We start from the raw sequence: 23,743 nt of genomic DNA on the forward strand, positions 1-23,743 counted from the left end.
CACCCAGGACCGGCCGGCATTCAGTTCTGGCGGCCTGCAAATAGCGATTCCTCGCGCTTCCGGTGCTCACCTACTGTAAGGACGCTGCGCTCCGGGTCACGAAAACCACCATTTCGCTACGCTGGCCTTCGGCTCGGCTCCCCATCTCCCGAATGTCGATCGGTCCTAGGGGTCAAGCATGGTCAGGGATTCAACGCCGGTGAAAGCTCGGTCATGGCCATGCCTCCCAGCATTCCGGCCCCGCTTACAAGCGCATCGTCTACCAACGCAACGAAAAGGGCCGGCGCGACGATCCGCACCGGCCCTTTTCGACTGTTGCGCTGTTCCAGTGATCAGACGCTGGTGCCAAGGCCCCGGATAGCGCCATCGACCAGCGCACGATCGGCGTTCGCGTCGTGATTCTGGGCGATCAGGGTCGCGGCCGCACTTGTCGCCGCATTGACCGCCTTGGCACGAATGTCGGCGATCGCCGCGCGTTCGGCGGCGCCGATCTTGTCTTCCGCCATCTTTTGACGGCGGGCGACCAGAGCGGCGGCATTCGCCTTGGCGTCCTCCAGCAGGGTCGCCGCGTCATTTTCGGCTGCCTTGCGCATGGCTTCGGCTTCGCCTGCGGCAGCGGCGATCTTCGCCTCATATTCCGCTTTCAACGCTTCGGCTTCCGCGCGGAGCTTGGACGCTTCTGCCAGCTGGCTCTTGATCTGGGCGATCCGGCCATCGAGCGCGCCGCCGATCAGGCCCGGCACCTTCTTGACCAGCAGGATGATGATGAACACCGCCATCGCCAGGCTGACCCAGGCGGTGGCATCCATGCCGACGGCCTTGGGATCGCTGTGGGGAGCAACCCCTTCATGCGCGACGGTGCCGACAGGCTCCAGCCCTTCCGCATGGATCGCTTCATTCAGGTGCGGAGGAGTAGCTTCGCTTTGCTGTGCTGCTGCGTCAGCCATGGGCCAGGGCCGCCTTTACTGCATTGCGGGCCGCTTCGTCCGACGCCTGAACGCCGGAGATGCGTGCCACCATGTCGCGCGCCGCTTCGGCCGCAACGGTCTCAATCTCTGCCATGGCCGCCTGGCTGGCGGCCTGGATGCGTGCTTCCGCAGCGCCGATCCGGCTCGCAATCTCTGCGTCGGCTGCAGCGAGCTGCCCTTCGGCGACCTTGGCGGCTTCGGCCTTGGCCCGCGCCAGGGTCGCCTGAACCGCAGCGCGGTTTTCAGCGTCGCGGGCGCGGTAATCGGCTTCCGCCTCGTCAGCGCGCGCGAAGGCGGCCTTGGCGGCGTCGAGGTCGCCCGTGATCTTGGCGTCGCGCGCGTCCGCCGTCGCCTGAACCTTGGGCACCATGCCCAGGCCGATGACGAAGAACACGAAGCCGAACGTCAGCAGCATCCAGAATATCTGCGAAGCGTAGGTTTCGGCGATTTGCGCGATTTGAGGCATATTATGAGGTCCGTCCGATCAAGGCGCGGTCAAATTCAAAGGGAAGCGGGCGAGCGGCACCGGGCCACCCTCCCGCTTTCCAAACGGTCAGGCCACGAACACCAGGATCATGGCGATGACGAAGGCCAGCAGGCCCAGAAGTTCGGCGGCGGCGAAGCCGATGAACAGGCGGCCCTGCTGACCGTCAGCAGCACCCGGATTGCGCAGCGCACCTTCGAGGAACGATGCGAACACATTGCCCACACCGAGCGAAGCGAGACCCGCACCGATGGCGGCCAGGCCAGCACCGAGCAGCTTTGCGGCTTCTGCGTCCATGTCGTAAACTCCCTTTTCTAAACTCTAACAAACGTTGATGAAATTGCGGAAACTCAGTGCAGATTCTCGGCGTCGTTCAGATAGACCGAGGTCAGCAGCGCGAACACATAGGCCTGGATGACCGCGACCAGCACTTCCAGCGCGCTGATGCCGATCATCAGGATGAAGCTCGCCGAACCGACCGTCAGGCCATAGCCCACGCCCGCATTCGCACTGTTGATGACAAAGCCTGCCAGCACCTTGAGCAGGACGTGGCCCGCCGTCATGGCGACGAACAGTCGCAGGCCAAGGCTGAACGGACGCACCAGGAAGGACACCAGCTCGATCGGGAAGATCACCGGGATCATCGGCAGCGGCGTGCCGTGCGGAACGAACAGCGAGAAGAAGTGCAGGCCATGCTTGTAGAAGCCGACCGCCAGCACGATCGAGAAGCTGAGGATCGCCAGCACCCCGGTCGCCGTGAAATGGCTGGTGAAGGTGAAGGGGTGAAGGCCGAACAGGCCCAGCGGCAGCAGGCCCAGCAGGTTCGCCAGCAGGATGAACATGAACAGCGAGAAGACGTACGGAATATACTTCTTGCCGCCCTCGCCCACATTGGCGATCAGCAGGCTCTTGATGAAGCCGGTCATATATTCGACCGCCATCTGCCAGCGGCCGGGAACCAGTTCGCGCTTCATGCCGCCGACCACGAAGATCCACAGCACCACAGCGGCGGCCACCATATAGAGCGCGCTGTTGGTGAAGGCGATATTGAACCCGCCCAGCGACAGGTGATCCGTACCGAACAGCGGTTCGATCGCAAACTGGTGCATCGGATCGATTTTGCCGGATTCTGCCACGTTGACCCCTGTAACGTCTAACCTTTTCGACTAAGACAAAAGCGCCCCTTATTGGTCGGGACGCTTTGCCGTCGTCAATCTGATGATGTTCCTGAACGCCACCACGATGCCCAGACCGAGGAAAGCGAGCAGAAGCCATGGGGATGTCCGCAGGAAGTAGTCCAAAGTCCCACCTACCACGGCACCACCGGCCAGACCCCCGATCAGTTCGGCGAGTACCCGGTTGCCAAGGCGCGACCCATCGTCCGCCTTTTGTCCCGAGGTCCCCTGCCTGACCTGTTCAGCGCGCTCAGCCCGCCCGATCCGCTCCTCCAAAGAAGCGATCCGTGCGTCCTCATCCGCCGGGTCTTGCCCGGGCACTTCCGCTACCATCGCCAATCCTTCCATTCGGGCTTTCAGCCCAGGTCCGGTGGCATGGCGTGTGCGGCTGCACCCGTCAAGGCGCGGCCCGTTTAGAAAGGGCTTTCGGGATAGTCAACCATCGTTGGGCAGGAGTTTTCGCCGCAGCTTCGAAGCGCCGGGCAAACCCCTGCCTCCCGCGCCGTCAGCCCGCCGTCGCGCAGTAGGACGGCAGGGCGATCGGCCCGGCGCCCTTGGTCTGCCATGGTCCAGCGCCGATGCGATAGACCTGCCCCGCCTTCACGCGGCTGCTGAGCGTCTGGCACCCCGTGGCGGCCGCGACGTCCTGCACGGTGACACCCCGCTTGCTGGCAAGGTCCGTGTAAGCGGCGCGGCGCTTGATGTTAATCGATTCGACTTCGGAGCGGACGGCCGCACTGACGGTTCCGGCGATGCCCAGATAACCATCGGCCTGTTCGCCCACCGCCCCTTCCGCCATGGCGGCGGCCACCGCGCCCGACTGTGCCCAGGCCGGAGCGGTCGCGGCGAGCCCCGTCGCCAGGGCAATGGCGGCACAACCGGCGATCATCAGAAATTTGCGTGTCATTGCGGGAACAACTCCGGGTTATTCTGGATAAGGTCCTGCGCGTCGCGTTGCAGGCGCACGACGACTTCCTGCTGCACTTTCACGTTCAGGTTGATTTCGATAGGCTTGTCCGGTGCCTTGACCTGGATGCAGCCTCCCAGCGCCAGCCCCGCACAGCCCACTGCAAAGATCGCTTCTTTCCTCATTTCCGCTCCGTCTTTTGCACAGTGTCGCTTTCCGCAGGCTGAACTGCAATCCCTTCCCTGATCTTCTCCTGCATCTGATCGCCGATGCTGTTCTGGATCAGGGTCGTGGGATCGATGAAGGATTTCGCCGTGCCGAGCAATCCGCGGAAGGGCGCGGCGATTCGCACGTTGAACAGGAAAGGCAGGCCAGTGAAATTGCGCGCCAGCCCCGCCGGAGCATCGCCGATCCTTCCCCGATTCACCCCGTTGAACACGACATTGGTCACCATCTCTCCATCCAGCGCGCCGTCCATCAGGATGGTAAGGCATTTATATTGCAGGTCCTTGAGAGCGTCGAAGGCCAGCCGCCCCATCGCTCCCAGTTGCTGGTTCGACACTGGCCCCACATAGGAAAGAGTGCCTGATTGCCGGTTGGGATCGCAGGGGATGGAGGGCAACACGCCTTCGGGCATGATCAGCGGCGGCATGCCCTGCTGCCGCGCGACCAGCACGCCGCCCGCCACGCGGCCGCCCTCCGCATTGAAGATCAGCGGCATGATGCCGTCGAACGTGCCAGTGGCGGACACATTCTCAAGCTCCATCGCCTGGATGAAGGCGCCCGCGTCCAGGCCGATGACGCGGAACGTCAGATAGCGGTCCACATCGGCGCTGAAATCCATGATAGTCGGCAGCAAGTCCAGACGGCCGCCCGAAAAGGGCCAGCCGCCGCCCTCGATATGCACATGCTGGCCCGGTTCCAGCCGGTAGCGGACGATGCCGTCGCGCACCTCCACACCGGGATTGACGGAGCGAATCCGCGCCTCCTGCCCCGGCGCGCTGACAAGGCCCAGCAGGTCGGTGAAGCGCAACTCGCCCGAAAGCCCCTCCACCGGGCCGAAAGCAGCCGCAAGATTGGCGTTGTCCGTGCGGAAAACACCATCGCTGGTGACGTTGGAGCCATTCCAGCGGATATGGCCGTCACCCCTGATGGTGCCTTTCACATTGGCGACCACGCCCAGGGTCAGGCGGGTGACTTCCTCCGGCTGAAGGCCCGGCCCAAAGACAAGGCCGGGCACCACCAGATCGGCCTTGCCGCGGCCGGTCGACAGGTCATGCGCGATGTCAGCGCGCGCCACCAGGGCGTCGTTGCGCGGCACCCGCATTGAACCTGTCGCGGCTATGCGTCCATCCTTCAAGGCCAGCCGGAAGTCTGGAACCTTCAGCGGCTGGAACCGGCCGGGCGCCTGCGCATCGCGCACCATGACGCCAGCAGCGAGCTTGAGGGTTCCGGCGGCAAAGCTCCAGTTGCCCGCGCCGTCCTCGATGATCAGCGGCACGGTGCCGATCTTCCCGCCAGCGCCGGTCAACGTCCCGCTCAACCCCCGCGCCGACGATTGGCCGTTCAGGCTCGCCGCGCTCAACCGGACAGGCGCTTCGGACGATCCGATGGCCAGTTCCGCACCCGTCAGCGCAAAGCCCATCTGCCCCAGCAGCAGTCGCGCGCGATCGGCGGAAAGCCGCATCGGGTTGTCCCCGCTCCTGCCCGACAGCGTCAGCCCCCGGATTTCCGCGCCACCGCGCAAACCCGATGGGCCGGTTGCGACCAGCGCCCCGTCAACCGGGCACAGCGTCTGGCGCGTCCGCCCGATGGCGAAGCTGCCATATTTCGCTTCGGCCAGCGACAGCGGCACACAGCGGCTGTTGATCGCAATCGCTCCGCCCGCCGTCATCCGCCCTTCGACCGGCATGGTCAGCCGCCGCAAATGTCCACCCGGCAGAGGCCCATCCAGCTTGACCGTGGTGGAAAAGCGCGTGTCGCCGCCCGGCCCGGCCTGGAAGCGCACCGGCTCCAGCGCCAGTTTCGCACCATCCGCCGCATAGCTGTCCACGAACAGCTGACCGCCAAAACCGCCGCCCGTCCTGCGCGCCAGCCGCAACGCCGATTTGGGAAGGCCGCCACCCTCCGTCGTCATCGACCCGTCAAGCGCCCAGTCGATCGCGCTGCCACTCCGTCCGGGCCAGGAGATGGTGACACGGCCATCGCCGGGAATCGCAGCCCTGGCGCCGCTACGCGCTTCGAACCGGACGCCGTTCAACACGATGCTGCCCCCACTTCCACGCTGTGTGAAGGCGAGATTGCTCTGCAACACATTGCCCGCGCTGGCCCGGCGCACCGCCTGTGCCAGACGATTCGCCAGCGGGCCGACCGGCGTGCCGCTGGCCGATCGGCTGAGATCGCCCAAAGGATCGCGTCCCGCCATGCGAAGCTGATGAGCGGACAGCCTGCCCTGCACGCGTGAACCCCCTTCGCCCATTTGCCAGACGCCGCTGAACTCCGTCCGCCCCGCCGCAGCGCCAGCGCCGGACAGGGCGTCGGCGCCGATCCGCACCCGCCCCGCCATCGCCTTGGCCGAGCCATTGAAATCGATCCGCCCGTCCGGCCGCGCCAGCAGCACGCCATTCGACCGCAGCGCCACGCCCGACAGCGCCGCATGCCCCTCCCACCTGTCGAGCGCCTTACCAAAGCGTACATCCACATCCGCGACCGGCTTCGCGATCGCGATGTCCGCGCCGCGACAGCCGATCGCCGCCGCCCTTACGGGGCCGGAAAGACGCGGCCGCCCATCCTGCATGGCCACATTCAGCGTCGCCGTCATGCCTGCCATCCCACATCCCGCCAGGCGCGCATCCGGCATGGCTGCGGCGATCTTCCCTCGAAAACCGGACGGCAAATTGCCCTCGCCATCGATCTGCATGCCGACCGGCCCGGCGTCGGTGTCCAGTTCGACCCGCGCGCCGGACAGCGCCAGCACGATATCGGGCAGGCTGAACGGCGTGGTGGAGGAAGGGTCGCGGAACTTGTCCAGTTCGCCCAGCCGCAACACGGAATCCCGGTAGGACCCGCGCAGCCGCACGCCCCCGGCCCGGACCGCAGCGACATGGGGCGACAGGCTGGTGAAGGCAATGTCCACTTCCACCCATTTCGCCGTCAGGTCCGGCCGGGCCGGATCGCCCAGGACGATATTCTCTATCCGTTGCGTGCGCAGCCCCACCTGCGTCAGGTCATAGCGGGCCTGCACGCCACGGCGGTTCATTTCCCGCCCGATGAAATTTTCCGCGATCGGCGCGCGCTGCGTCCAGAGCGCGACGAGAATCAGGGCCAGCGACCCTGTTCCCACGCCCAGCCAGCGCAGCCAGGCCCGGCGAACGTCCGTTTCGCCGTCCTCATCTTCCATGCCTGTCGCCAACCCCGGCTTATGTCCTCAAATCTGTAACGGCATCATAACGTCTGATGGCCTCTAAATATCCTTGCCCGCCGAATGTGCAACGCATAGCGTCCTTTGCTGAACAGGGAATGATAGAGCGTTGGCGAATAAGGAAGAAAGTGCGCCCCATGACGGGGTTGGGCACCGCGCCCGGCTGCGGCGGAAATTGGCGGAAAGCGGCGGGGACGCGTTGCATGATCATGAACTGATCGAATATCTGCTGGCCCTCGCCATTCCGCGCCGCGACACAAAGCCGCTCGCCAAGGCGCTGCTTCGCGAATTTGGCGGCATCGGCGGGCTGATGACCGCCGACTGGCAGTCGATCGCGCGCGTGCCCGGCATGGGCGACACCAGCATCGCCGCGATCAAGATCGTCCACGCCACGCTGATCAGGATGCTGCGGAACGGCGTCGCTGAAAAGCCGGTGCTGGCCAGTTGGCAGGCTCTGCTCGACTATCTGCGCGCCGATATGGCCTTCCTGTCCGTGGAGCGGGTGCGCGTGCTGCATCTCAACGCGCGGAACCAGTTGCTGCGGGACGATCATATGGGCGACGGATCGGTCGACCAGGCCGCCATCTACACGCGGGAAATCATCAAGCGCGCGATGGAGTTGGGCTCAGCCAGCCTGATCCTCGTCCATAACCACCCCACTCGCTCAAATCGATCACGTTGGATCACGCACAAGCACGCTGAATCACTAGGAAATTCGCGAATTTTTAGCCTTGCGTAGTGGGGGCGGTTTTGTCAAATTGGGGGCGGTTTAAGGGGTAGGAAACGGCATTCCGCTCCCAGCAAGCGATCCCCGTTTCTCCTTGACCGATCCCAGTTGCGGGACAGGAGAAACGTGATGCCAAGCCTGACCGATACCGCGATCCGACATGCGTTGAAGCGTGTCGAAGCGAGCCAGAAACAAGAAAACCTCGCCGATGGCGAAGGGCGCGGGACCGGGCGGCTCGTCCTCGTCCTGAAGCCGATGCCCAAACGCGTGACCGCCGACTGGATGGCGCAGCAATGGCGTGACGGCAAGCGCTCCAAGAAGAAGATCGGCGCCTACCCTTCCATGTCCCTCGCCGAGGCGCGCGAAATCTACAAGCGCGACTATGCCGACGTTATCCAGAAGGGCCGAAGCATCAGGATCGCGACGGACACCCGTCCCGGCACCGTCGCCGACCTTTTCGAAGGCTATGTCGCGTCGCTCAAAGCCGCAGGCAAGCCGTCATGGAAGGAGACGGAGAAGGGCCTGAACAAGATCGCCGACACGCTTGGCCGCAATCGTCTCGCCCGCGAGATCGATCCCGAAGAGATCGTCGAAGTCATCCGACCAATCTACGACCGAGGCGCGCGCGCGATGGCCGACCATGTCCGTGGCTATCTCCACGCGGCCTATGGCTGGGGCATGAAGTCCGACAACGACTATCGGAACACTTCGCCGCGCCGCTTTCGAATTCCCTTCAATCCGGCCACGGGCATTCCGACCGAACCTAAGGTCCAGGGCACGCGCTGGCTCGACGAGGACGAGTTCGTCCGGCTCTATCGCTGGCTGGAAAGCCCCGACACGCCCATCCACCCGCCCTACACCCGCGCCGTCCGACTTCTCATGCTGACCGGCCAGCGGGTCCAGGAAATCGCTCGCCTCCATATCGACCAATGGGATGCCAAGGAGCGGATCATTGACTGGTCGAAGACCAAGAACCTTCAGCCGCATGCCGTCCCCGTGCCGTCGCTAGCCGCCGAGTTGCTCCAATCCATCAACGTGAACGAATATGGCTGGTTCTTCCCCTCAGCGACGGACCCGTCGAAGCCGGTCAGCCATGGCACGCTTTACTCGTTCATGTGGCGCCAGCGCGATCGCGGTGTGATCCCCTACGTGACGAACCGCGATCTCCGTCGCACCTTCAAGACGCTCGCCGGCAAGGCCGGTGTCTCCAAGGAAATCCGCGACCGTCTCCAGAACCACGCGCTTCAGGACGTCAGCTCCAAGAACTACGACCGCTGGAACTACATGCCCGAGAAGCGCGCCGGCATGGCGAAGTGGGACAAGTTCGTTCGCGCGATGCTGGCGAAGAAGAAAGGCACCGGCGCCTTGAAGAAGGCAGCGTGAGCGGTCGGCTTTTCGTGTTGGCCGCCGCGACCGCGACGTTCTGCTACGCCGCGCCCGCCCACGCAGATCCGTGCGAAGGCCCTCTCCCGTCGCGGGCCGGCGTCCAGTTTTCGGGACTCGTCCGATACGTGGGGGACGGCGACGGCCTCTGTGTCGGGCGAACGGCGGATCCCAATGAGTGGATTGAAGTCCGCCTCGCCGATTTCAACGCCCCGGAGCTGCACGCTCCCGGCGGTCCCACAGCGAAGGCGGTGCTCGAACGCCTGGTTCTCCAACGTGAGGTCGTATGCACCTCCGAGCGCGGTCGCGGCGGTCATGTCCGCTCCTTTGATCGCGTTATCGCGCGATGCCGCATCGGTGCAGCCAGTCTTGGCGACCTGCTGCGCCAGGCCGGCGTAGCTGAGGGCGGCAACTGATGCGATCCAACTCGCCATTGACTCCACATAGCTTGGAGGCTATATGACTTGGAACGTCAGACTGCATGATGCCTTCGAGGCGAAGTTTCTGGCTTTCGAGCGCGAGGTCCAGACCGAATTGCTGGCGGTCGCGAAGCTGCTAGGCGAATACGGCCCGCAGCTCAGTCGGCCGTATGCTGACACGCTCAAAGGCTCGAAACACGCCAACATGAAGGAGATGCGTTTCTCGGCCGCCGATGGCGAATGGCGTGCTGCCTTCGCCTTTGATCCCGAACGGAAGGCCATCCTTCTCGTCGCGGGCGACAAATCGGGCGGCAGCCAGAAGCGCTTCTATAAGCAGCTTATTGCAAAGGCGGACAGCCGGTTTTCCGCACATCTGGAAAACCTGAAATCCGCAAAGAAGGACTGATCCGATGGGCCGGAGCCTGGACGAAATCATCGCTTCCCTACCCCGCGACCAGCAGGAGCAGATCGAGGCGCGCTACGAAGAGATGAAGCAGGAGGTCGAGGGCCTCCGCGAGCTGCGGCAGATCGCCGGCAAAGCTCAGGCCGACATCGCGACGGCGCTGAACATCAAGCAGCCCTCGGTCTCGAAGATTGAGAAGCAGGCGGACATGTATCTCTCGACGCTTCGCAGTTATGTCGAGGCGATAGGCGGAAAGCTGGAACTAACCGTGAAGCTGCCGGCTCGTCCGGCATTCACGATCCACCATCTCGGTGATGTCGCCGCGCCAGCCGGCAAGCCCACCGTCGCTCGGCGCAAGGTCGTTGGCTTGCGGTAGAAGCTCCGATGACGCGCTTGTTTGATGTCAATGGAGAGAATCTCGACCGCGGCTTCGTGAACCTCAGGGCGGCGGAATCCCGCCACGAGCAGCAGCTTCACGAGCTGATCGAATCGCTGTGGGCGACCTATGAGCCTTATGCTGATCCGGACTTCCGCCAAGGCTTCGCGCGCGACGTCGATGGCCGGTTCTGGGAAATGTATCTTGGCTGCACGCTGCTCGAAGCGGGCCGAGCGCTGCTGCCTGTCGTTGAGCGTCAGCGCGCCGGCGGTCAGCCGGATCTGTGCGTCGTCGAAGAGGGACGGCGCATCTGGATCGAAGCGATCACGCCCGACGAGGGCGACCCCGGTCCCGATCAGATTGTGCGACCTGTCCCAATGAATGAAGGTGGTGGTCTTTCCGCCGCGCCGATCCGACAGGCGCAATTGCGCACGACGAGCGCGTTCTGGACGAAGGCGCAGCAGATCGCACGCTACCTTGCTCAGGGCGTTATCGGCCCTGACGACGTGCGGATCATCGCCATCAGCGCAAGCCGCTTCGGTGTGTATGTCGCCGAAAGGCCCCTGCCGCTCATCATGACCTCGCTGTTCCCGATCGGCGATGCCTTCATCACGATCGATCGAGAGACCGGTAATGTTGTCGAGGAAGGATTCCATTCAGCGCCCTTCATCGACCGCGAACGCGAGCCCATACCGCGGACCGCATTTCTTGACGAACGGTTCGCCGACATCTCCGGCGTTCTCTGGTCGCGCGTCGGGCTCGGCAACCTTTCGCGCCAAGGCAGACCACTCACCTACGTCCACAATCCCCTCGCACAGGTCCCGCTTCCGACGAACTGGGGCGTCTGGGATCGCGAGTTTGTCACCACGCCCCAGGGAGAGGCATGGGAGTCGACCGACATTCTCGCGCCCGAGCCATTGGCAGAAGCGTCGGCCGAGCAATGACGACGCTGATCGACGTCTGGAACCTCGACACCTTCGACGCAGCCTTGATGGGCGAGTTGCGCGATCAGCAGCAGCTCCTCATCGACTATTTCGCGACAGATCGGACAAACTACCTGGAGCGTGAAGCCTCGGACCATAGGGGTCCGAAACCGTCCAACCCTCATGCCAGCGCCTATTATCGCTTCGCCGAGGACTTGATGGCAGTCACGCAGACCCGAACGATCCGGGCCTGGCATCATACGCGGATGACCGACCGCGAGGTCGAGACCGCCACGAGCAACGGGCTTTATCCGGCGACGGTCGAAACCTTGCGCGCGCGCCTGGCCGACCGGGTGGCCGACGGTGACTTCAGCGCCGATGAGGCCCGCGTGATCTTCGAGGCCAGCCCCTTTCACAACGACCAACTCGGTTCGCGGGGCGGCAAGTTCTGGATGACATCTCACCCGCACCGCATCGACGATAGCGGCGTGACCTCTCTACTCGCCCATTGGGGCGGTGAATCCGCCTACTTCAATCACGACGAGGGCGAGATCCTCGACAGGCTCTCGAATCTCGGCAGCCCGCGCGTCCTCGAAATCGCTGTCCCCCTCAGCGTCACGCCCGACGCCTATTCAGCGGCCACGGCGGTGATCGCGCTCTATGCGCGCTCGCTCAACTGTCACGCCGATTGGGGCGGGTTCGACCTATACGCTTCTTCGCACCTCGGCCCCGAAGCACTGTTACGCGTACATAGCGGCGGCGAGCCAGACTTCGCGACCCTTGGGCGGGGCTATCCCGCTGCCTTTCATGACCGGTTCGGTGACGATGCTTAGTTCGATGACCCTGTAACTACCTGGATCATGGGAGCGCCCTTTTCGAGCAGGTCATCGAGGAAATCCTCTCGTGAGGCGATCGGCCCGGCCTGAGTCGCCAGGATGAGCGCTTCGACGACCTGTCGCGCCAGTGAGCGCGCCAGGACACGTTCGCCGGTCGAGATCGCCGCCATAGTGCGGCCGTGCAGGAATGCGCTCCTGACATTGAAAAGCGTCTCGTACTGGTCGGCATAGCTGCGATCTCCCAGCAGCCCGGCCACCCGTCCACGCATTCTTCTCGTAGGGCTCATTTTTTTGTGTCGGTCTGGGGCGACGCGAAAGCTCTTCTGATAGTCGGCCTGCAGGCCCAGAGCCGCTTCGATCGTGGTGATATGCGCTAGAAACTCATCGACACCTTCGGCCAGAAATGCGCGCACGAGGAAATGGGCAATCGGCGTTTCGAACAGGACGGTCCGCTTCGCCTGCTCTACGATCGCCCATCGATGTTGATCCCAGACGGCCACCTCCGTCTTGGCCTCATCGGACAGTCGCAATTCCAGGGGCCGCTCCACCTCGACCGTCCCGCCATGGCCGTCGACATAGATGCGGTCTTCCCAGTTGAGCGTATCGGCCGATGGCGGTGAGTTGGGGCGCACGAAGATGTCGCTGTCCACGGTGTAAACCCACGGGACGCGGAAGCCGCGCCAGTCGACCTCCGGCATTGTCGACCAGCTTTCCCAGGGCGCCAGCAGGAAGAAGAACAGCGCGTCCTCGAGCGCACCTGGAAACCGCCCTTTGTGCGGTTCGATCCGCCCAAGATCCTGCCGCATGTCCATGAACAGCACGGGGACGGCACGCGCCTCAGGCTCCTTGTCGAGCGCCACCTCTTCCTCGACTACCAGCCAATGGAATTCCGAAAACCGATCGGCATCGAAATCCACGCCCTGGAACATGCGCTTCAGCCGCGTCGTGTCGACGAGCGCGCGAAGCTCGTCCGCCTTGAACCGGGCAACCCGCGCCGGCCCGAACGCGAGGGGCGGAATCTCCTCTGCCAAATCGAGCGGCGCGAGATAGAGACGGCGCGCGTGGGTCGCGCAAAATGCGGCATCGAGCCCTATCGCCGCCGCCTCGACAGGAGACGCAAGATGCGCCGCGTCCGCGCGAAGCTCGCATGGCAGACCGAGCGAGCGCAGCGCCGTCGAGAGTGCGAAGGTCGGTCCCTCCTTCCCGGCATTGGGATAGCCGTCACGGCAAGCTTCACGCAGCAGCACGAACGCCGGCGCGGCGAGGAGATTTTCAGGCCCCGGCGCTGCCAGCCGCCACAGCTCTGCCATCGCATGCGACATTGCCTCGCTCGGGCCTGGCCGGGCGTCGCTCATCAGGTGATCCGCAGTCGGCGCAAGAGCTTCGCCAGCATCGCTTCATACTCCTCGGGCTTCGAGAAATCGGCGTACATCTTGCCTTTGAGAAACTCCGGCAGCTCGCATCGCTCGTAGAGCAGCGGCAGCACGACAACCTCGCCGCTCGCGATCTCCCAATTCATGGCCACGTCGAGTTCCTTCTTCACCCAGGGGGCGTCGATCGACTTGGTCGAGAGCACGACGGCGATGTAGCGGCTGAGCTTCATGCCCTCGTCGATCTTGGCGATGAGCGAATCACCGATGTCGATTTCGGCTTCGTCCAGCCAGACCCGCGGCACGCCATGCGCGAGCAAGTCGGTTCGCAGGCGACGCACGAACGGCTTGTCGACGCCGGTATGGCTCAGGAAAATCCCGTGATATTTCTCGTGGGCCGGGTCGGCCTTTTCCAGCGCCAGGCTGTCCCGGACCAGTTGGTTCTCGGCGTCCGGCGACGTCGGCGGCGTCAACAGCCATCCGGCTGTCGTTCCAAGCGACAGGCGCCCGCCGAGGCTATAGCCCTCCGGCGTCGACGCGATCGAAGTTATCCCCTCGGCCGGGTCCGACAGGCACAAGGTCCAGCCCGTCTTCGACAGGACATCGAAATAGCGCACGAACGGGCTGTCGTGATCGATCGCGCCCATCCGCCGCCCCTTCTTCACGAGCAGGTCCGAACGCTTCACAAGCCCGGCGACCTTCGGTGCGGCGTAGCCCAGATGGGTTTCGCGATAGCCGAAGAAGTTCATCCGCTTTGGCTCCGACAGGCACCAGACCACGGTGGCACCGGCCGCGATCGCCGCCTCCATCTCCTTTTCCCGATCGTCAGCCAGGAAGGCGGAATCGATGTCGTAGCTGTCATTCTGGCGCTTGAGCTTCCCCAGCTCATTGGGCTCGTTCGAGAACTCCCCCTCTGCGCCGAACAGGAAATGAGAATAGCTCTGCGGATTGATGATGATCGTGTCGTACTCGTAGAGCGGAAACGCCGCGCGCGCCCTATCAACCCCAGCCTGGCAGAGCCCGAGATTTTCAATCTCGACAGCTTCGATCTTCTCGCCGGTATATGTGATCCCGACCGTCAGCACGCGCTTCATCAACTCTCACCCTTCGTTTGTCTTCTGGAGTCTCGCCCGACGATGCACCCAGCCCCACAGTCTCACCCCGCGACCGGGACCGGTCTCACGTCCCTGACCTCGCCGCGGCTTCCGACCAGGGCGATCTCGATACCGGCCAGCGCGCAACGCGGCGCTAGTCGTTCCGCCAGACGCAAGGTGCCTTCCGTGAAAGGCACGACAGCTATCTGACGCCCTGGCGATGGGGTCGCCATCAGCATGCCGACCGTCTCGCACAGACCTTTGTAGAGCCGGGACACCTGACCCGAATGCCTCGTGTTGATGATCCCGCCCTTGCATTCGGCGGAGATGATTTGGTTGCCGACCTCTGCGACCACGTCACCCAGCCCCGACTTTGGATTGACGGTGATCTCCTGGCCCGCAGCGTTCCGGTAGGTGCCGCCATAGCTGGTGGTGCCGATGCTGGAGATCTTGATGAAGTCGCGTCGAACCAGCCAGGCCGCGAAGTCGAATTGCTTGCCGTGCTCTCCATCGGGGTGAACACGGACGTGTTGGGTATCCTGCGTCCGCAACAGGTGCATGGCATAGGCGACCATGACCGCGCCTTCGTAGAGATGGTGTTCGTGTTCGCCGTCGGATTTTCCGACCCGGTTTGGCGGCGGCGACAGCGCCGTAACAAGATCCTCGAAATCCATGACAATCCTCCCCGGCCGTTAGAGTAGCTGATGGGCCGAGAGTAATCGTCCTTCATCGCCAAATGGCTCAAGCTATTCGTAGCAGATTGAGCCGCCGTTCGTCCGCACTCTTTCTTCAGGCGGAATGTCAAAAGTCTTAGGACCGTCAGGAGGGGAAAGCCTTCCCCCGCGTCCGAGCCTTGCGTCTCGGCCGACCCCTTCTGCGGGAGGCCCCGCAACGCCCCTTTTAGAGGAAGAGGACGGACCGGCTTTGCCGTGACGGGTTGAGGGCTGGAGAAGAGGTCTCCGGCGCCCGTCATGGAGATTGGTCCCATGACCCAGGTTTCAGTTCTCGACGCCCGCCGCGACACCAGCGGCGGCTACAAAGTGGATGTCAGCCGCGGCGAGCGAATCGGCCGCGTCTCGTCGGAATGGTTTTCCCGGCCCGCAGACGAGCGCTACCTGTCGCTGTCCGAGCTGGCGCGGGCCGTCCGTGACCGCGCAGATCGCAGCCGGACCCGCGTGGTGGAAAGCGCCCTGATCCATGTCGAAGCGAACCGCAGCGACCCGGAACGGCTAGCGTTGATCCTGCCGGGCACGGATACGCCCATCGCCCCGACCCATTGGAGCTTCGGCCAACTGGCCAGCCTGGTCGGCGCACCAGCCGCCTATTTGCGACAACTCCCGGCCGCGCTCGCCGCCATCAACCTGCAATACGGCCTGACTTCCAATCGGGCGGAGCAGATCAAGACACTCGAAACCGACGGTGGCCGGGTCGAGCTGCGCGCCGTCACCGGCCCGGAATACGGCCGGATCTTCGACCACGAGCTGGTCGAAGCCGTGCAACGTATCGCCGGCAACGGCACAGGCGACACACGCTGGAAAGTCCCGGGCGTGCTCGATTGGTCGACCGGGATCTACAATCCGCGCGTCGACATCACCAAGGACACGACCACCCTCTATGCCTCCGACCGCGACGCTTTTCTCTTCCTCGTCGATGACCTGAATCCGATCGAAGCTGGGCGCCTTCCTGACGGCTCGCCCGACTTATATTTCCGTGGATTTTACTGCTGGAATTCCGAAGTCGGCGCCAAGACGCTCGGCATGGCGAGCTTCTATCTCCGCGCAGTCTGCCAGAATCGCAATTTGTGGGGCGTGGAAGATTTCGAGGAAATCACCATCCGCCACTCCAAATATGCGGCCAATCGCTTCGCGCACGAGGCAGCCCCAACGCTGTTGAACTTCGCGAATTCTTCACCCCTGCCGTTCGTCAACGGCATCAAGGCCGCCCGCGAGCGGATCGTCGCCAGGACGGACGAAGACCGCACAGACTTCCTTCGTCGGCGCGGTTTCTCCAAGGCCGAGACCGGCAAGATCATCGACAGGGTGCTGGCGGAGGAAGGCCGCCCGCCGGAGAGCATCTTCGACTTCGTGCAGGGCATCACCGCCGTCGCGCGCGACAAGCCGCATCAGGACGCCCGCCTCGACATGGAGGGCAAGGCCAAGAAGCTGCTCGATCGAGCCGCCTGATTTCCGCGAAGCCGGGGATGCGATTTTCCGTGTCTCCGGCTTTGCGCTTCCGTGCCTATCAGGTTCGCTGGTTCGTGGCGCTGCCCCCTTTAGAGGAAGAGGGCGGCGCTTCGCTTCGTGACGGGTTGGAGGTTGAGAGAGAGTCTCTCGGCCGCCCGTCGCGGAGTAAATCCCGATGGCTACTGCTGTTCAGAAGATCATCCTGTCGTCCTCGCGCGACATCCCTTTCAACAAGCTGGTGCTCAGCCAGTCCAATGTCCGGCGCGTGAAGGCCGGCGTCTCGATCGAGGACCTGGCAGCTTCGATCGCCCGCCGCGGCCTGATCCAGAGCCTCAGCGTCTTTCCCGTCGTTGACGCCGAAGGCGTCGAGACCGGCATGTTCGAGGTGCCGGCCGGCGGCCGCCGCTTCCGCGCGCTCGAACTGCTGGTGAAGCAAAAGCGTCTCGCCAAGGTCGCTCCCGTGCCCTGCGTGGTCCGCGATCGCGATGGCATCATCCTTCCAGAGGAGGTGTCGCTGGCCGAGAATATCGAGCGCGCGCCGCTGCATCCGCTCGACCAGTTCCGCGCCTTCCACGACATGCTGACCAAGGGCATGTCCGAGGAGGAGATCGCCGCGGCGTTCTTCGTGCCCGTCAACGTGGTCAAGCAGCGGCTGCGCCTCGCAACCGTGTCGCCCGCGCTGCACGACGTCTATGCCGACGACGGCATGACGCTGGAGCAGCTCATGGCCTTCACCGTCTCCGAAGACCACGAGCGTCAGACCCAGGTCTGGGACGCGATCAAGGACGCCTGGTCGAAGGAGCCCTATCAGATCCGGCGCATGCTGACCGAGACCACGGTGCGCGCCTCCGACAAGCGCGCCGTCTTCCTCGGCATCGACGCCTATGAGGCGGCTGGCGGCATCGTCATGCGCGACCTGTTCCAGGCCGATGATGGCGGATGGCTGCAGGACGTCGGGCTTCTCGATCGCCTCGTCGCCGAGAAGCTGAAGGCCGAGGCCGAGGTGATCGCCACTGAAGGCTGGAAGTGGATCGAGGTCGCGGTCAGCTTCCCCTACGACGCGGTACGCGGCCTGCACGAGGTCCCCAGCGCACCGATCGATCTGTCGGCCGAGGAACAGGCGACCATCGAGGCGCTCACCGCCGAGCAGGCCAGGCTCGAAGCGGAATATCAGGACGCCGACGAGCTGCCCGATGAGGTCGACGAGCGTATGGGCGAGATCGAGACGGCTCTGGCCGCGTTCGACGATCGCCCCGAGCACTTCGACCCGGCCGACATCGCCATCGCCGGTGTCTTCGTCAGCATCGACGCCGACGGATCGCTTTCGGTCGATCGCGGCTTCGTCCGGCCCGAAGACGTGCCGCCGGTCCGTGCCGATGGCGAGGAGGGATCGGAGACAGACACCGAATCCGTCGACGCCGATCGCCCGTCGGTGCAACGCGCCGTCATCACCATTGGCGGCCAGCCAGTCGAACCCGAGGAGGACGATGAGGACGACAGCATCAGGCCGTTGCCCGAGCGCCTCGTCATCGAGCTGACCGCCTACCGCACCCTCGCGCTGCGCAACGCGGTTGCGGACAATCCGCACATCGCCATGACGGCGCTTCTCCACAAGCTGGTCTCGGACAACTTCATGACCCGCATGTACACGGGCGCCATGGAGGCGAGGGTGAAACACATCTTCTTCCCCGTTCAGGACGAGGCGCTGAAGGACAGCCCCTCCGCGCAGGCCGTGCAGGAGCGTCACGACGCCTGGGCCAGCGACATCCCGAAGGACGACGACGCCCTGTGGGATTGGCTCGCCGGGCTCGACGATGCCAGCCGCATGGCTCTGCTGGCACACTGCGTCAGCTATGGGGTCAACGCGCTCTATGAGCGGCCGAACCCGCACAGCGCGGGCGGCGTGTCGCAGCACACGCTCGACATGAGGCTCGCGCAGGCCGACCGCCTGACGCGGGCAACCGGGCTCGACATCGTCGAAGCCGGTTGGCGCCCGACCTTCGGCAACTACCTCAACCGTGTCACCAAGCCGCGCATCCTCCAAGCCGTCCGCGAAGGCGCCGGCGAACGGGCCGCCGAGCTTATCGGCCACCTGAAGAAGGGCGACATGGCCAAGGAGGCCGAGCGTCTCCTGGCCGACAGCGGTTGGCTGCCCGAGCCGCTTCGGCTTGCCGGCGTTGACGGCGAACCCGCATCGGACGCGGACGGCGTCGAAGAAGCCGACGGGGCGGAGCTGCCTGACTTTCTCAGCACCGACGAGGACTCGGAATCGCCGGCCGATGGCGAGGACGACGACCGTCACCTCGTCGCCGCCGAATGAGTGGCTCGCGGGGCGGCCTCGGCCGCTCCGCACCTCTCCCCCAAATCGAAGGAGCGTTCACATGGTGCAATTCAGCACTGCGCCGACCCGGCGCGTCGTCTTCCAGTATCTCGTGCCGGTCCACGTCGAGGTCGAGGATGGCCTCGTTTCCCGAGTGACCGTCATCGATGAGACGCCTGTCCGCGACCCCACCGTGGTCGACGGCGATCCCGAATACCTCACCCAGGCCGTGGCGGCCGCTGACGACGGCCAGGACTGGCCGTCCTGGCAGTTCGGCTACTAGCCCCCTCCCAACCACGATCCCGATCACACGAGCCCGGCCCCGCGCCGGGCTCTTTTCGTTTCAGGAGCCCGATATGCCCGCCTATCTCACCCGCTTTTCCTGCCTGCTCGACGTCGGCTCGGTCGCCAATGTCGCGCGGGCTTTCGACATCTACACCGCGCTGATGGCCGAGAACGGTCGCGAGGAGCCGCCCGCCGAGCCGTTCTTGCTCTCGCTGATGCCCGAGCACGGCGCGACGCGCCTCTGGCTTCGCGACCCGGGCACCGCCGATCCGCAGTTGCTGATCACCTTCGTCATACGCTGCGCCGAGGCGTTCGCGCTCACGGGCACTTGGGGGTTTCAGTGGGCCGGCATTGCCTCGGACCCTGTCATCGACGGCTTCTCCGGCGGTGCCCATCTGCTCGACCTCGGCACAGGCCGCACGATCGAATGGATCAGCACCAGCCGGTGGCTGGCTGAGGGAGGTGCGCGATGATTCCCGATCACGCGCGCGCCAACTTCCAGACCCTGCTTCGCGCCGCGGAAAGCGGCGACCTGGCGCTGATGGAATGCACGGACGCCGCGACCGGCGAGCCGCGCTATGTCATCTGTGCGGTCGGCCGCCACGATGGCGACTATATGTTCACGCCGTTCGGCCACCTGGCGGACGGCAATCCCTATGACGCTTACCTTCCGCCCGACACGGGCGGCGAAGCGGCTGCCTGAATTCTACCAGACGGCCACTTCCCACTGACCGTTGACGCGGGCAAAACCGACCGGCCGGTTCTGGGGTGTCGCGTTCGCCCTGGTCGTGTCCATCGTGAGCTGCGTCATACAGGTCACGCCAGGCCCGACACCGCCCGGCGAACAATCGCCAAGCTTGAGCGTCGCATTGGCGAGCGACGTTCCCGTGAAGAGACGGTGGCGGCGGACCGCTGCGATGGCCTCTTCTTCTGTCGGCTGCGCCACGCCCGCGACCGCAGCGGCCGACGCGCCGCTGGGCGCGATCACCGGGCGGAGCACGAAGCCCGCCCCAAAGCCCACTACGAGGCATCCTCCGGCCACCATGCCGATCACACTTCCCTTCATCACCGTCTCCCTCCGGGGCCTCGCTAGGTCGGGCGGACATGCGTCCCCGATCGCCGAGGCCGCGTTTCCCCATGTGCTGGATGAAGGAGTGTAGCGCCGCGCATCGCACGTCGGAAGCCCGCGCGATCAGTCGGTCATGCCGCGCGCCAGAGTGAGAGGACGGCCGGGACGGGTTCGAGCCGGTCCGGTCGAGAGAGAGCGCCGCCGGTTCGTCCCGATCCGCTCTCCGGAGAAATCCTCATGACCGATACGAACACCAGCAATGACGATTCCGCTGCGCGCGCCGTGGCCCTCGTACCGGAGGCGCGTCGGATGGATTTTCTTCCGCTGCTCTTCGGCCGTCAGCATGTCCTTGTTGCGGAGATGACCGTCTATCACCTGATGGAGCGCCTCAGTCCGCTCGATTATCGTGGCGGTCTCTGGGATTTCTACGAGCGCGACGGCAGGCCGCTATACCTCGCGCCGACCTCGAAGCCCCGCTTTCAGATCGTCTGCGACACCAACGGCTATGAGGGCGAGGTATCGGCCGACGCCGCCGGCATCATCGCGACGCTGTTCGCCTTCTCCCATCTCTCCTTCAAGTATCCGGTCGACGCGATGTCGGAAGGATATGGCCGGCTCTATGACTACGCCGCAGACCATCCGGAATCCGCCGAGATCTTCCGGGCGATCGACTGAAATCGGCTGTCTTCCCTGGCGCCCGGCCTCACGGTCGGGCGCTTTTTTATGTCGGCGGATGAGAGGAAGAGGACGGCCGGGACGGGTCGAGTCCGGGCGGTCGAGAGAGCGCCGCCGGGCTTGTCCCTTCCGCTCTCCCGAGGCTCCTCCCATGAACATCCTGTCTCCCGTGGCCCTTCCGGCCGCGCCCGTCACCCGAGCATCCCCGATCCTCGCCGTGGCGCTACAGCTTCTCGATCATCTCGAACGCGGCCAGCGCATCGACGCCGCGATCCTCCGTGCAGCGATGGAAGCAGCCTTCGGCGCATCCGACACCAGCGGCGCCTGGGACTGGAAGGCGGCCTATGAGGCATGCGAGGTCGCGACAGTCCTCTTCCTGCGCAAATACGGAAAGGCGCTTTTCCGTAAGGCCGCATCTCCGGCTGCACGTCTCTCCGCTCTTGCAAAGATCGCCGCGCTCCTGCCGACGCATACGCGGCGCTCGGAAGAATCGCAGGCGCTGCAGCAGTTCTCGACGCCGGCGCCGCTCGGTCTCGCCGCCGTGGCGGCCGCCTCCATTGCTGCTGGCGACATCGTGCTGGAGCCGTCGGCTGGCACGGGCCTGCTCGCCATCCTGGCGGAGATATCAGGCGGAACGCTCCTCCTCAACGAACTGGCCGAGACCCGCGCCGATCTGCTCGCCGCGCTGTTTCCGGCCGTTGCCGTCACGCGCTTCGACGCCGCCCAGATCGACGATCATCTCGCGCCGGGCGCCACCCCGTCAGTCGTGCTGATGAACCCGCCGTTCTCCGCGATGGCAAACGTCTCCGGCCGCGTGGCCGACGCCGCCTATCGTCATGTCGCTTCAGCACTGGCCCGACTCACCGATGGCGGGCGGCTGGTGGCGATCACTGGCGCCAACTTCAGCCCCGACCATCCGGCTTGGGCTGCGGCTTTCGTCCGGCTTCAGGAGCGTGGCCGCATCGTCTTCACCGCAGCCGTTGACGGCTCGGTCTATGCCAAGCACGGCACGACCATCGACACGCGGCTGACGGTCATCGACAAGCTGCCGGCCGACGATCGTTCGGCGTTTCCCCCTTCGCCCGGCATCGCGCCAGACGTCGATACACTGCTCGGCTGGATCGCGACGCAGGTTCCGCCGCGTCCGACCGCAACCCTCCCGCCAGTGGCAATCTCGGCATCCGCCGCGACGCCCAGGACAGTTCGCGGATACCTCGCGCGTACCGCTGCTGCACGTCCCGCCACGCTCGCGTCGATCGAGCCCGAAGGCGTCGAACTCGCCTATGAAACCGTGGACTGGACGCCCGCCGAAGACGGCCGCATCACCGACGCGATCTATGAAGAATACGGATTGCAGGCGATCCGTATTCCCGGCTCTCAGGCCCATCCGACCAAGCTTGTGCAATCCGTGGCAATGGCCTCGGTCGCGCCGCCCAGGCCGAGCTACCGGCCCCGACTGCCCGCCAACATCGTCTCGGATGGCCTTCTCTCCGACGCCCAGCTCGAAACCGTCATCTACGCCGGCGAAGCGCACTCCGACTTCCTCGCGGGATCATGGACGCGCGACGACACCTTCGATGTCGTCTCGGCCGCCCCCGACGATGCGCCGAACGCTGTGCGCTTCCGCCGAGGCTTCATGCTTGGTGATGGGACTGGCGCCGGCAAGGGGCGTCAGTCGGCCGGCATCATCCTCGACAACTGGATGCAGGGTCGCCGCAAGGCGGTGTGGATCTCCAAATCCGACAAGCTGCTGGAGGACGCCCAGCGCGACTGGTCGGCCCTCGGCATGGAGCGGCTGCTGGTCACGCCGCTGTCGCGTTTCCCGCAGGGCAAGGACATCACGCTCTCGGAAGCCGTCCTATTTACCACCTATGCCACGCTACGATCCGACGACCGCGGCGAGAAGCTTTCCCGCGTCAAGCAGATCGTCGAATGGTTGGGCTCCGACTTCGACGGAGTGATCATTTTCGACGAGAGCCACGCCATGCAGAACGCCGCGGGCGGCAAGGGCGAACGCGGTGACGTCGCCGCCTCGCAGCAGGGCCGCGCGGGCCTTCGACTCCAGCACGCCCTGCCGAATGCGCGCATCGTCTATGTCTCGGCGACCGGCGCGACCACCGTCCACAATCTCGCCTACGCCCAGCGCCTCGGCCTCTGGGGCGGCGAAGACTTCCCGTTTTCGACTCGCGCCGAATTCGTCGAGGCGATCGAGGATGGCGGCGTCGCGGCGATGGAAGTGCTGGCCCGCGATCTGCGCGCGCTCGGTCTCTACACCGCCCGGTCGCTCTCCTATGACGGCGTCGAATACGAACTGGTCGAGCACCAGCTCACCGCCGAGCAGACCGGCATCTACGACGCCTATGCCGGCGCCTTCGCCGTCATTCATAACAATCTCGACGCCGCCATGCAGGCCGCCAACATCACCGGCGACGGCGGTACGTTGAACCGCCAGGCCAAGTCCGCCGCCCGCTCAGCCTTCGAATCCGCCAAGCAGCGCTTCTTCGGCCATCTGCTGACCTCGATGAAGACGCCGACCCTGATCCGCTCGATCGAGCAGGACCTGGTCGACGGCCATGCCGCCGTGATCCAGATCGTGTCGACCGGCGAAGCCCTGATGGAGCGCCGTCTCGCGGAGATCCCCACCGAGGAATGGAATGACGTCCGGGTGGACATCACCCCGCGCGAATTCCTGTAATGTTGAGCTCAACATTACACATATTCTTTG

General features: G+C 64.7%; 26 protein-coding genes. 14 read left to right on the top strand and 12 right to left on the bottom strand.

Translation table 11 applies throughout. The annotated features are described in order from the left end of the window. Positions 1-332: 332 nt before the first annotated feature. From ET21_RS0102345 to ET21_RS0102380, 8 genes are all read right to left on the bottom strand, one after another. Complete coding sequence (locus ET21_RS0102345) at positions 333-947, bottom strand: ATP synthase subunit B (protein WP_021240112.1); 615 nt, start codon at positions 945-947, stop codon at positions 333-335. Then, positions 940-1,434, bottom strand: coding sequence for a H+-transporting two-sector ATPase subunit B/B' (locus tag ET21_RS0102350; RefSeq protein ID WP_021240111.1), 495 nt, complete (start codon positions 1,432-1,434; stop codon positions 940-942). The genes ET21_RS0102345 and ET21_RS0102350 overlap by 8 nt, the downstream gene beginning before the upstream one ends. 87 nt (positions 1,435-1,521) lie before the next feature. Next, a complete protein-coding gene (locus ET21_RS0102355) occupies positions 1,522-1,749 on the bottom strand; it encodes a F0F1 ATP synthase subunit C (RefSeq protein WP_021240110.1) in 228 nt (75 codons plus the stop codon). Between the two features lie 53 nt (positions 1,750-1,802). After that, on the bottom strand, positions 1,803-2,588 hold the full coding sequence (locus ET21_RS0102360) for a F0F1 ATP synthase subunit A (RefSeq protein ID WP_021240109.1): 786 nt from the start codon (positions 2,586-2,588) through the stop codon (positions 1,803-1,805). Positions 2,589-2,636: 48 nt separating this feature from the next. Beyond that, positions 2,637-2,960: an AtpZ/AtpI family protein gene (locus tag ET21_RS0102365; RefSeq protein ID WP_021240108.1), complete on the bottom strand. Its 324-nt coding sequence runs from the start codon at positions 2,958-2,960 to the stop codon at positions 2,637-2,639. Between the two features lie 172 nt (positions 2,961-3,132). Then, positions 3,133-3,534, bottom strand: coding sequence for a YdbL family protein (locus ET21_RS0102370; RefSeq protein ID WP_021240107.1), 402 nt, complete (start codon positions 3,532-3,534; stop codon positions 3,133-3,135). Further along, on the bottom strand, positions 3,531-3,719 hold the full coding sequence (locus ET21_RS0102375; RefSeq protein WP_021240106.1) for a YnbE family lipoprotein: 189 nt from the start codon (positions 3,717-3,719) through the stop codon (positions 3,531-3,533). Before ET21_RS0102375 ends, ET21_RS0102370 begins: the two co-directional genes overlap by 4 nt. Further along, positions 3,716-6,934, bottom strand: coding sequence for a YdbH domain-containing protein (locus ET21_RS0102380; RefSeq protein ID WP_030538432.1), 3,219 nt, complete (start codon positions 6,932-6,934; stop codon positions 3,716-3,718). Before ET21_RS0102380 ends, ET21_RS0102375 begins: the two co-directional genes overlap by 4 nt. Before the next feature lie 130 nt (positions 6,935-7,064). Here ET21_RS0102380 and ET21_RS0102385 point away from each other — a divergent pair, with 130 nt between their 5' ends. The 7 genes from ET21_RS0102385 to ET21_RS0102415 all read left to right on the top strand — a co-directional run bounded on the left by ET21_RS0102385 (position 7,065) and on the right by ET21_RS0102415 (position 12,019). Next, the gene (locus ET21_RS0102385) at positions 7,065-7,694 is read left to right on the top strand and encodes a RadC family protein (RefSeq protein ID WP_051767923.1); all 630 of its coding nucleotides are present in this window, start codon (positions 7,065-7,067) and stop codon (positions 7,692-7,694) included. 117 nt (positions 7,695-7,811) lie between these two features. Then, the gene (locus tag ET21_RS0102390; protein ID WP_030538434.1) at positions 7,812-9,065 is read left to right on the top strand and encodes a site-specific integrase; all 1,254 of its coding nucleotides are present in this window, start codon (positions 7,812-7,814) and stop codon (positions 9,063-9,065) included. Then, a complete protein-coding gene (locus ET21_RS0102395; RefSeq protein ID WP_030538435.1) occupies positions 9,062-9,481 on the top strand; it encodes a thermonuclease family protein in 420 nt (139 codons plus the stop codon). Before ET21_RS0102390 ends, ET21_RS0102395 begins: the two co-directional genes overlap by 4 nt. A 43-nt stretch (positions 9,482-9,524) precedes the next feature. Further along, positions 9,525-9,890, top strand: coding sequence for a type II toxin-antitoxin system RelE/ParE family toxin (locus tag ET21_RS0102400; protein ID WP_030538436.1), 366 nt, complete (start codon positions 9,525-9,527; stop codon positions 9,888-9,890). A 4-nt stretch (positions 9,891-9,894) separates the two neighbouring features. Then, positions 9,895-10,263, top strand: coding sequence for an XRE family transcriptional regulator (locus ET21_RS25505; RefSeq protein ID WP_030538437.1), 369 nt, complete (start codon positions 9,895-9,897; stop codon positions 10,261-10,263). Between the two features lie 8 nt (positions 10,264-10,271). Then, on the top strand, positions 10,272-11,207 hold the full coding sequence (locus ET21_RS0102410; protein ID WP_030538438.1) for a hypothetical protein: 936 nt from the start codon (positions 10,272-10,274) through the stop codon (positions 11,205-11,207). Then, positions 11,204-12,019, top strand: coding sequence for a hypothetical protein (locus tag ET21_RS0102415; protein ID WP_030538439.1), 816 nt, complete (start codon positions 11,204-11,206; stop codon positions 12,017-12,019). The genes ET21_RS0102410 and ET21_RS0102415 overlap by 4 nt, the downstream gene beginning before the upstream one ends. On the opposite strand, the gene ET21_RS0102420 is transcribed toward ET21_RS0102415, so the two are convergent. The 3 genes from ET21_RS0102420 to ET21_RS0102430 all read right to left on the bottom strand — a co-directional run bounded on the left by ET21_RS0102420 (position 12,016) and on the right by ET21_RS0102430 (position 15,160). Beyond that, positions 12,016-13,377 (bottom strand): hypothetical protein, encoded by a 1,362-nt coding sequence (locus tag ET21_RS0102420; RefSeq protein ID WP_037470095.1) that lies wholly within the window; start codon positions 13,375-13,377, stop codon positions 12,016-12,018. The genes ET21_RS0102415 and ET21_RS0102420 overlap by 4 nt on opposite strands. Next, positions 13,377-14,486 (bottom strand): toll/interleukin-1 receptor domain-containing protein, encoded by a 1,110-nt coding sequence (locus ET21_RS26375; protein ID WP_030538441.1) that lies wholly within the window; start codon positions 14,484-14,486, stop codon positions 13,377-13,379. The genes ET21_RS0102420 and ET21_RS26375 overlap by 1 nt, the downstream gene beginning before the upstream one ends. 62 nt (positions 14,487-14,548) lie before the next feature. Then, complete coding sequence (locus ET21_RS0102430) at positions 14,549-15,160, bottom strand: hypothetical protein (protein WP_030538442.1); 612 nt, start codon at positions 15,158-15,160, stop codon at positions 14,549-14,551. 312 nt (positions 15,161-15,472) lie between these two features. On the opposite strand from ET21_RS0102430, the gene ET21_RS0102435 reads away from it, so the two are divergent. The 5 genes from ET21_RS0102435 to ET21_RS0102455 all read left to right on the top strand — a co-directional run bounded on the left by ET21_RS0102435 (position 15,473) and on the right by ET21_RS0102455 (position 19,977). Next, the gene (locus ET21_RS0102435; protein WP_037470096.1) at positions 15,473-16,669 is read left to right on the top strand and encodes a hypothetical protein; all 1,197 of its coding nucleotides are present in this window, start codon (positions 15,473-15,475) and stop codon (positions 16,667-16,669) included. A gap of 175 nt (positions 16,670-16,844) precedes the next feature. Then, entirely contained in the window at positions 16,845-18,989 is a 2,145-nt protein-coding gene (locus ET21_RS0102440; protein WP_030538444.1) for a ParB/RepB/Spo0J family partition protein, read from the top strand. 61 nt (positions 18,990-19,050) lie between these two features. Next, positions 19,051-19,272 carry a hypothetical protein gene (locus ET21_RS0102445; protein ID WP_030538445.1) on the top strand — a complete coding sequence of 74 codons (222 nt, stop codon included), beginning with the start codon at positions 19,051-19,053 and terminating at the stop codon, positions 19,270-19,272. A gap of 73 nt (positions 19,273-19,345) precedes the next feature. Beyond that, on the top strand, positions 19,346-19,747 hold the full coding sequence (locus ET21_RS0102450) for a hypothetical protein (RefSeq protein ID WP_030538446.1): 402 nt from the start codon (positions 19,346-19,348) through the stop codon (positions 19,745-19,747). After that, positions 19,744-19,977: a DUF6117 family protein gene (locus tag ET21_RS0102455; RefSeq protein ID WP_030538447.1), complete on the top strand. Its 234-nt coding sequence runs from the start codon at positions 19,744-19,746 to the stop codon at positions 19,975-19,977. Before ET21_RS0102450 ends, ET21_RS0102455 begins: the two co-directional genes overlap by 4 nt. A gap of 3 nt (positions 19,978-19,980) precedes the next feature. Here ET21_RS0102455 and ET21_RS0102460 read toward each other — a convergent pair whose 3' ends face one another. Then, positions 19,981-20,340: a hypothetical protein gene (locus tag ET21_RS0102460; RefSeq protein WP_202807108.1), complete on the bottom strand. Its 360-nt coding sequence runs from the start codon at positions 20,338-20,340 to the stop codon at positions 19,981-19,983. A gap of 240 nt (positions 20,341-20,580) precedes the next feature. Here ET21_RS0102460 and ET21_RS0102465 point away from each other — a divergent pair, with 240 nt between their 5' ends. Together ET21_RS0102465 and ET21_RS0102470 are read left to right on the top strand one after the other, a co-directional pair. After that, positions 20,581-21,018, top strand: coding sequence for an antirestriction protein (locus tag ET21_RS0102465; protein WP_030538449.1), 438 nt, complete (start codon positions 20,581-20,583; stop codon positions 21,016-21,018). 151 nt (positions 21,019-21,169) lie between these two features. Beyond that, positions 21,170-23,713, top strand: a complete 2,544-nt coding sequence (locus ET21_RS0102470) for a strawberry notch family protein (protein ID WP_030538450.1) — start codon at positions 21,170-21,172, stop codon at positions 23,711-23,713. The last annotated feature ends 30 nt before the right edge of the window (positions 23,714-23,743 follow it).

This window comes from Sphingobium sp. DC-2 (assembly GCF_000722555.1).
Taxonomy (GTDB): Bacteria; Pseudomonadota; Alphaproteobacteria; order Sphingomonadales; family Sphingomonadaceae; genus Sphingobium; species Sphingobium quisquiliarum.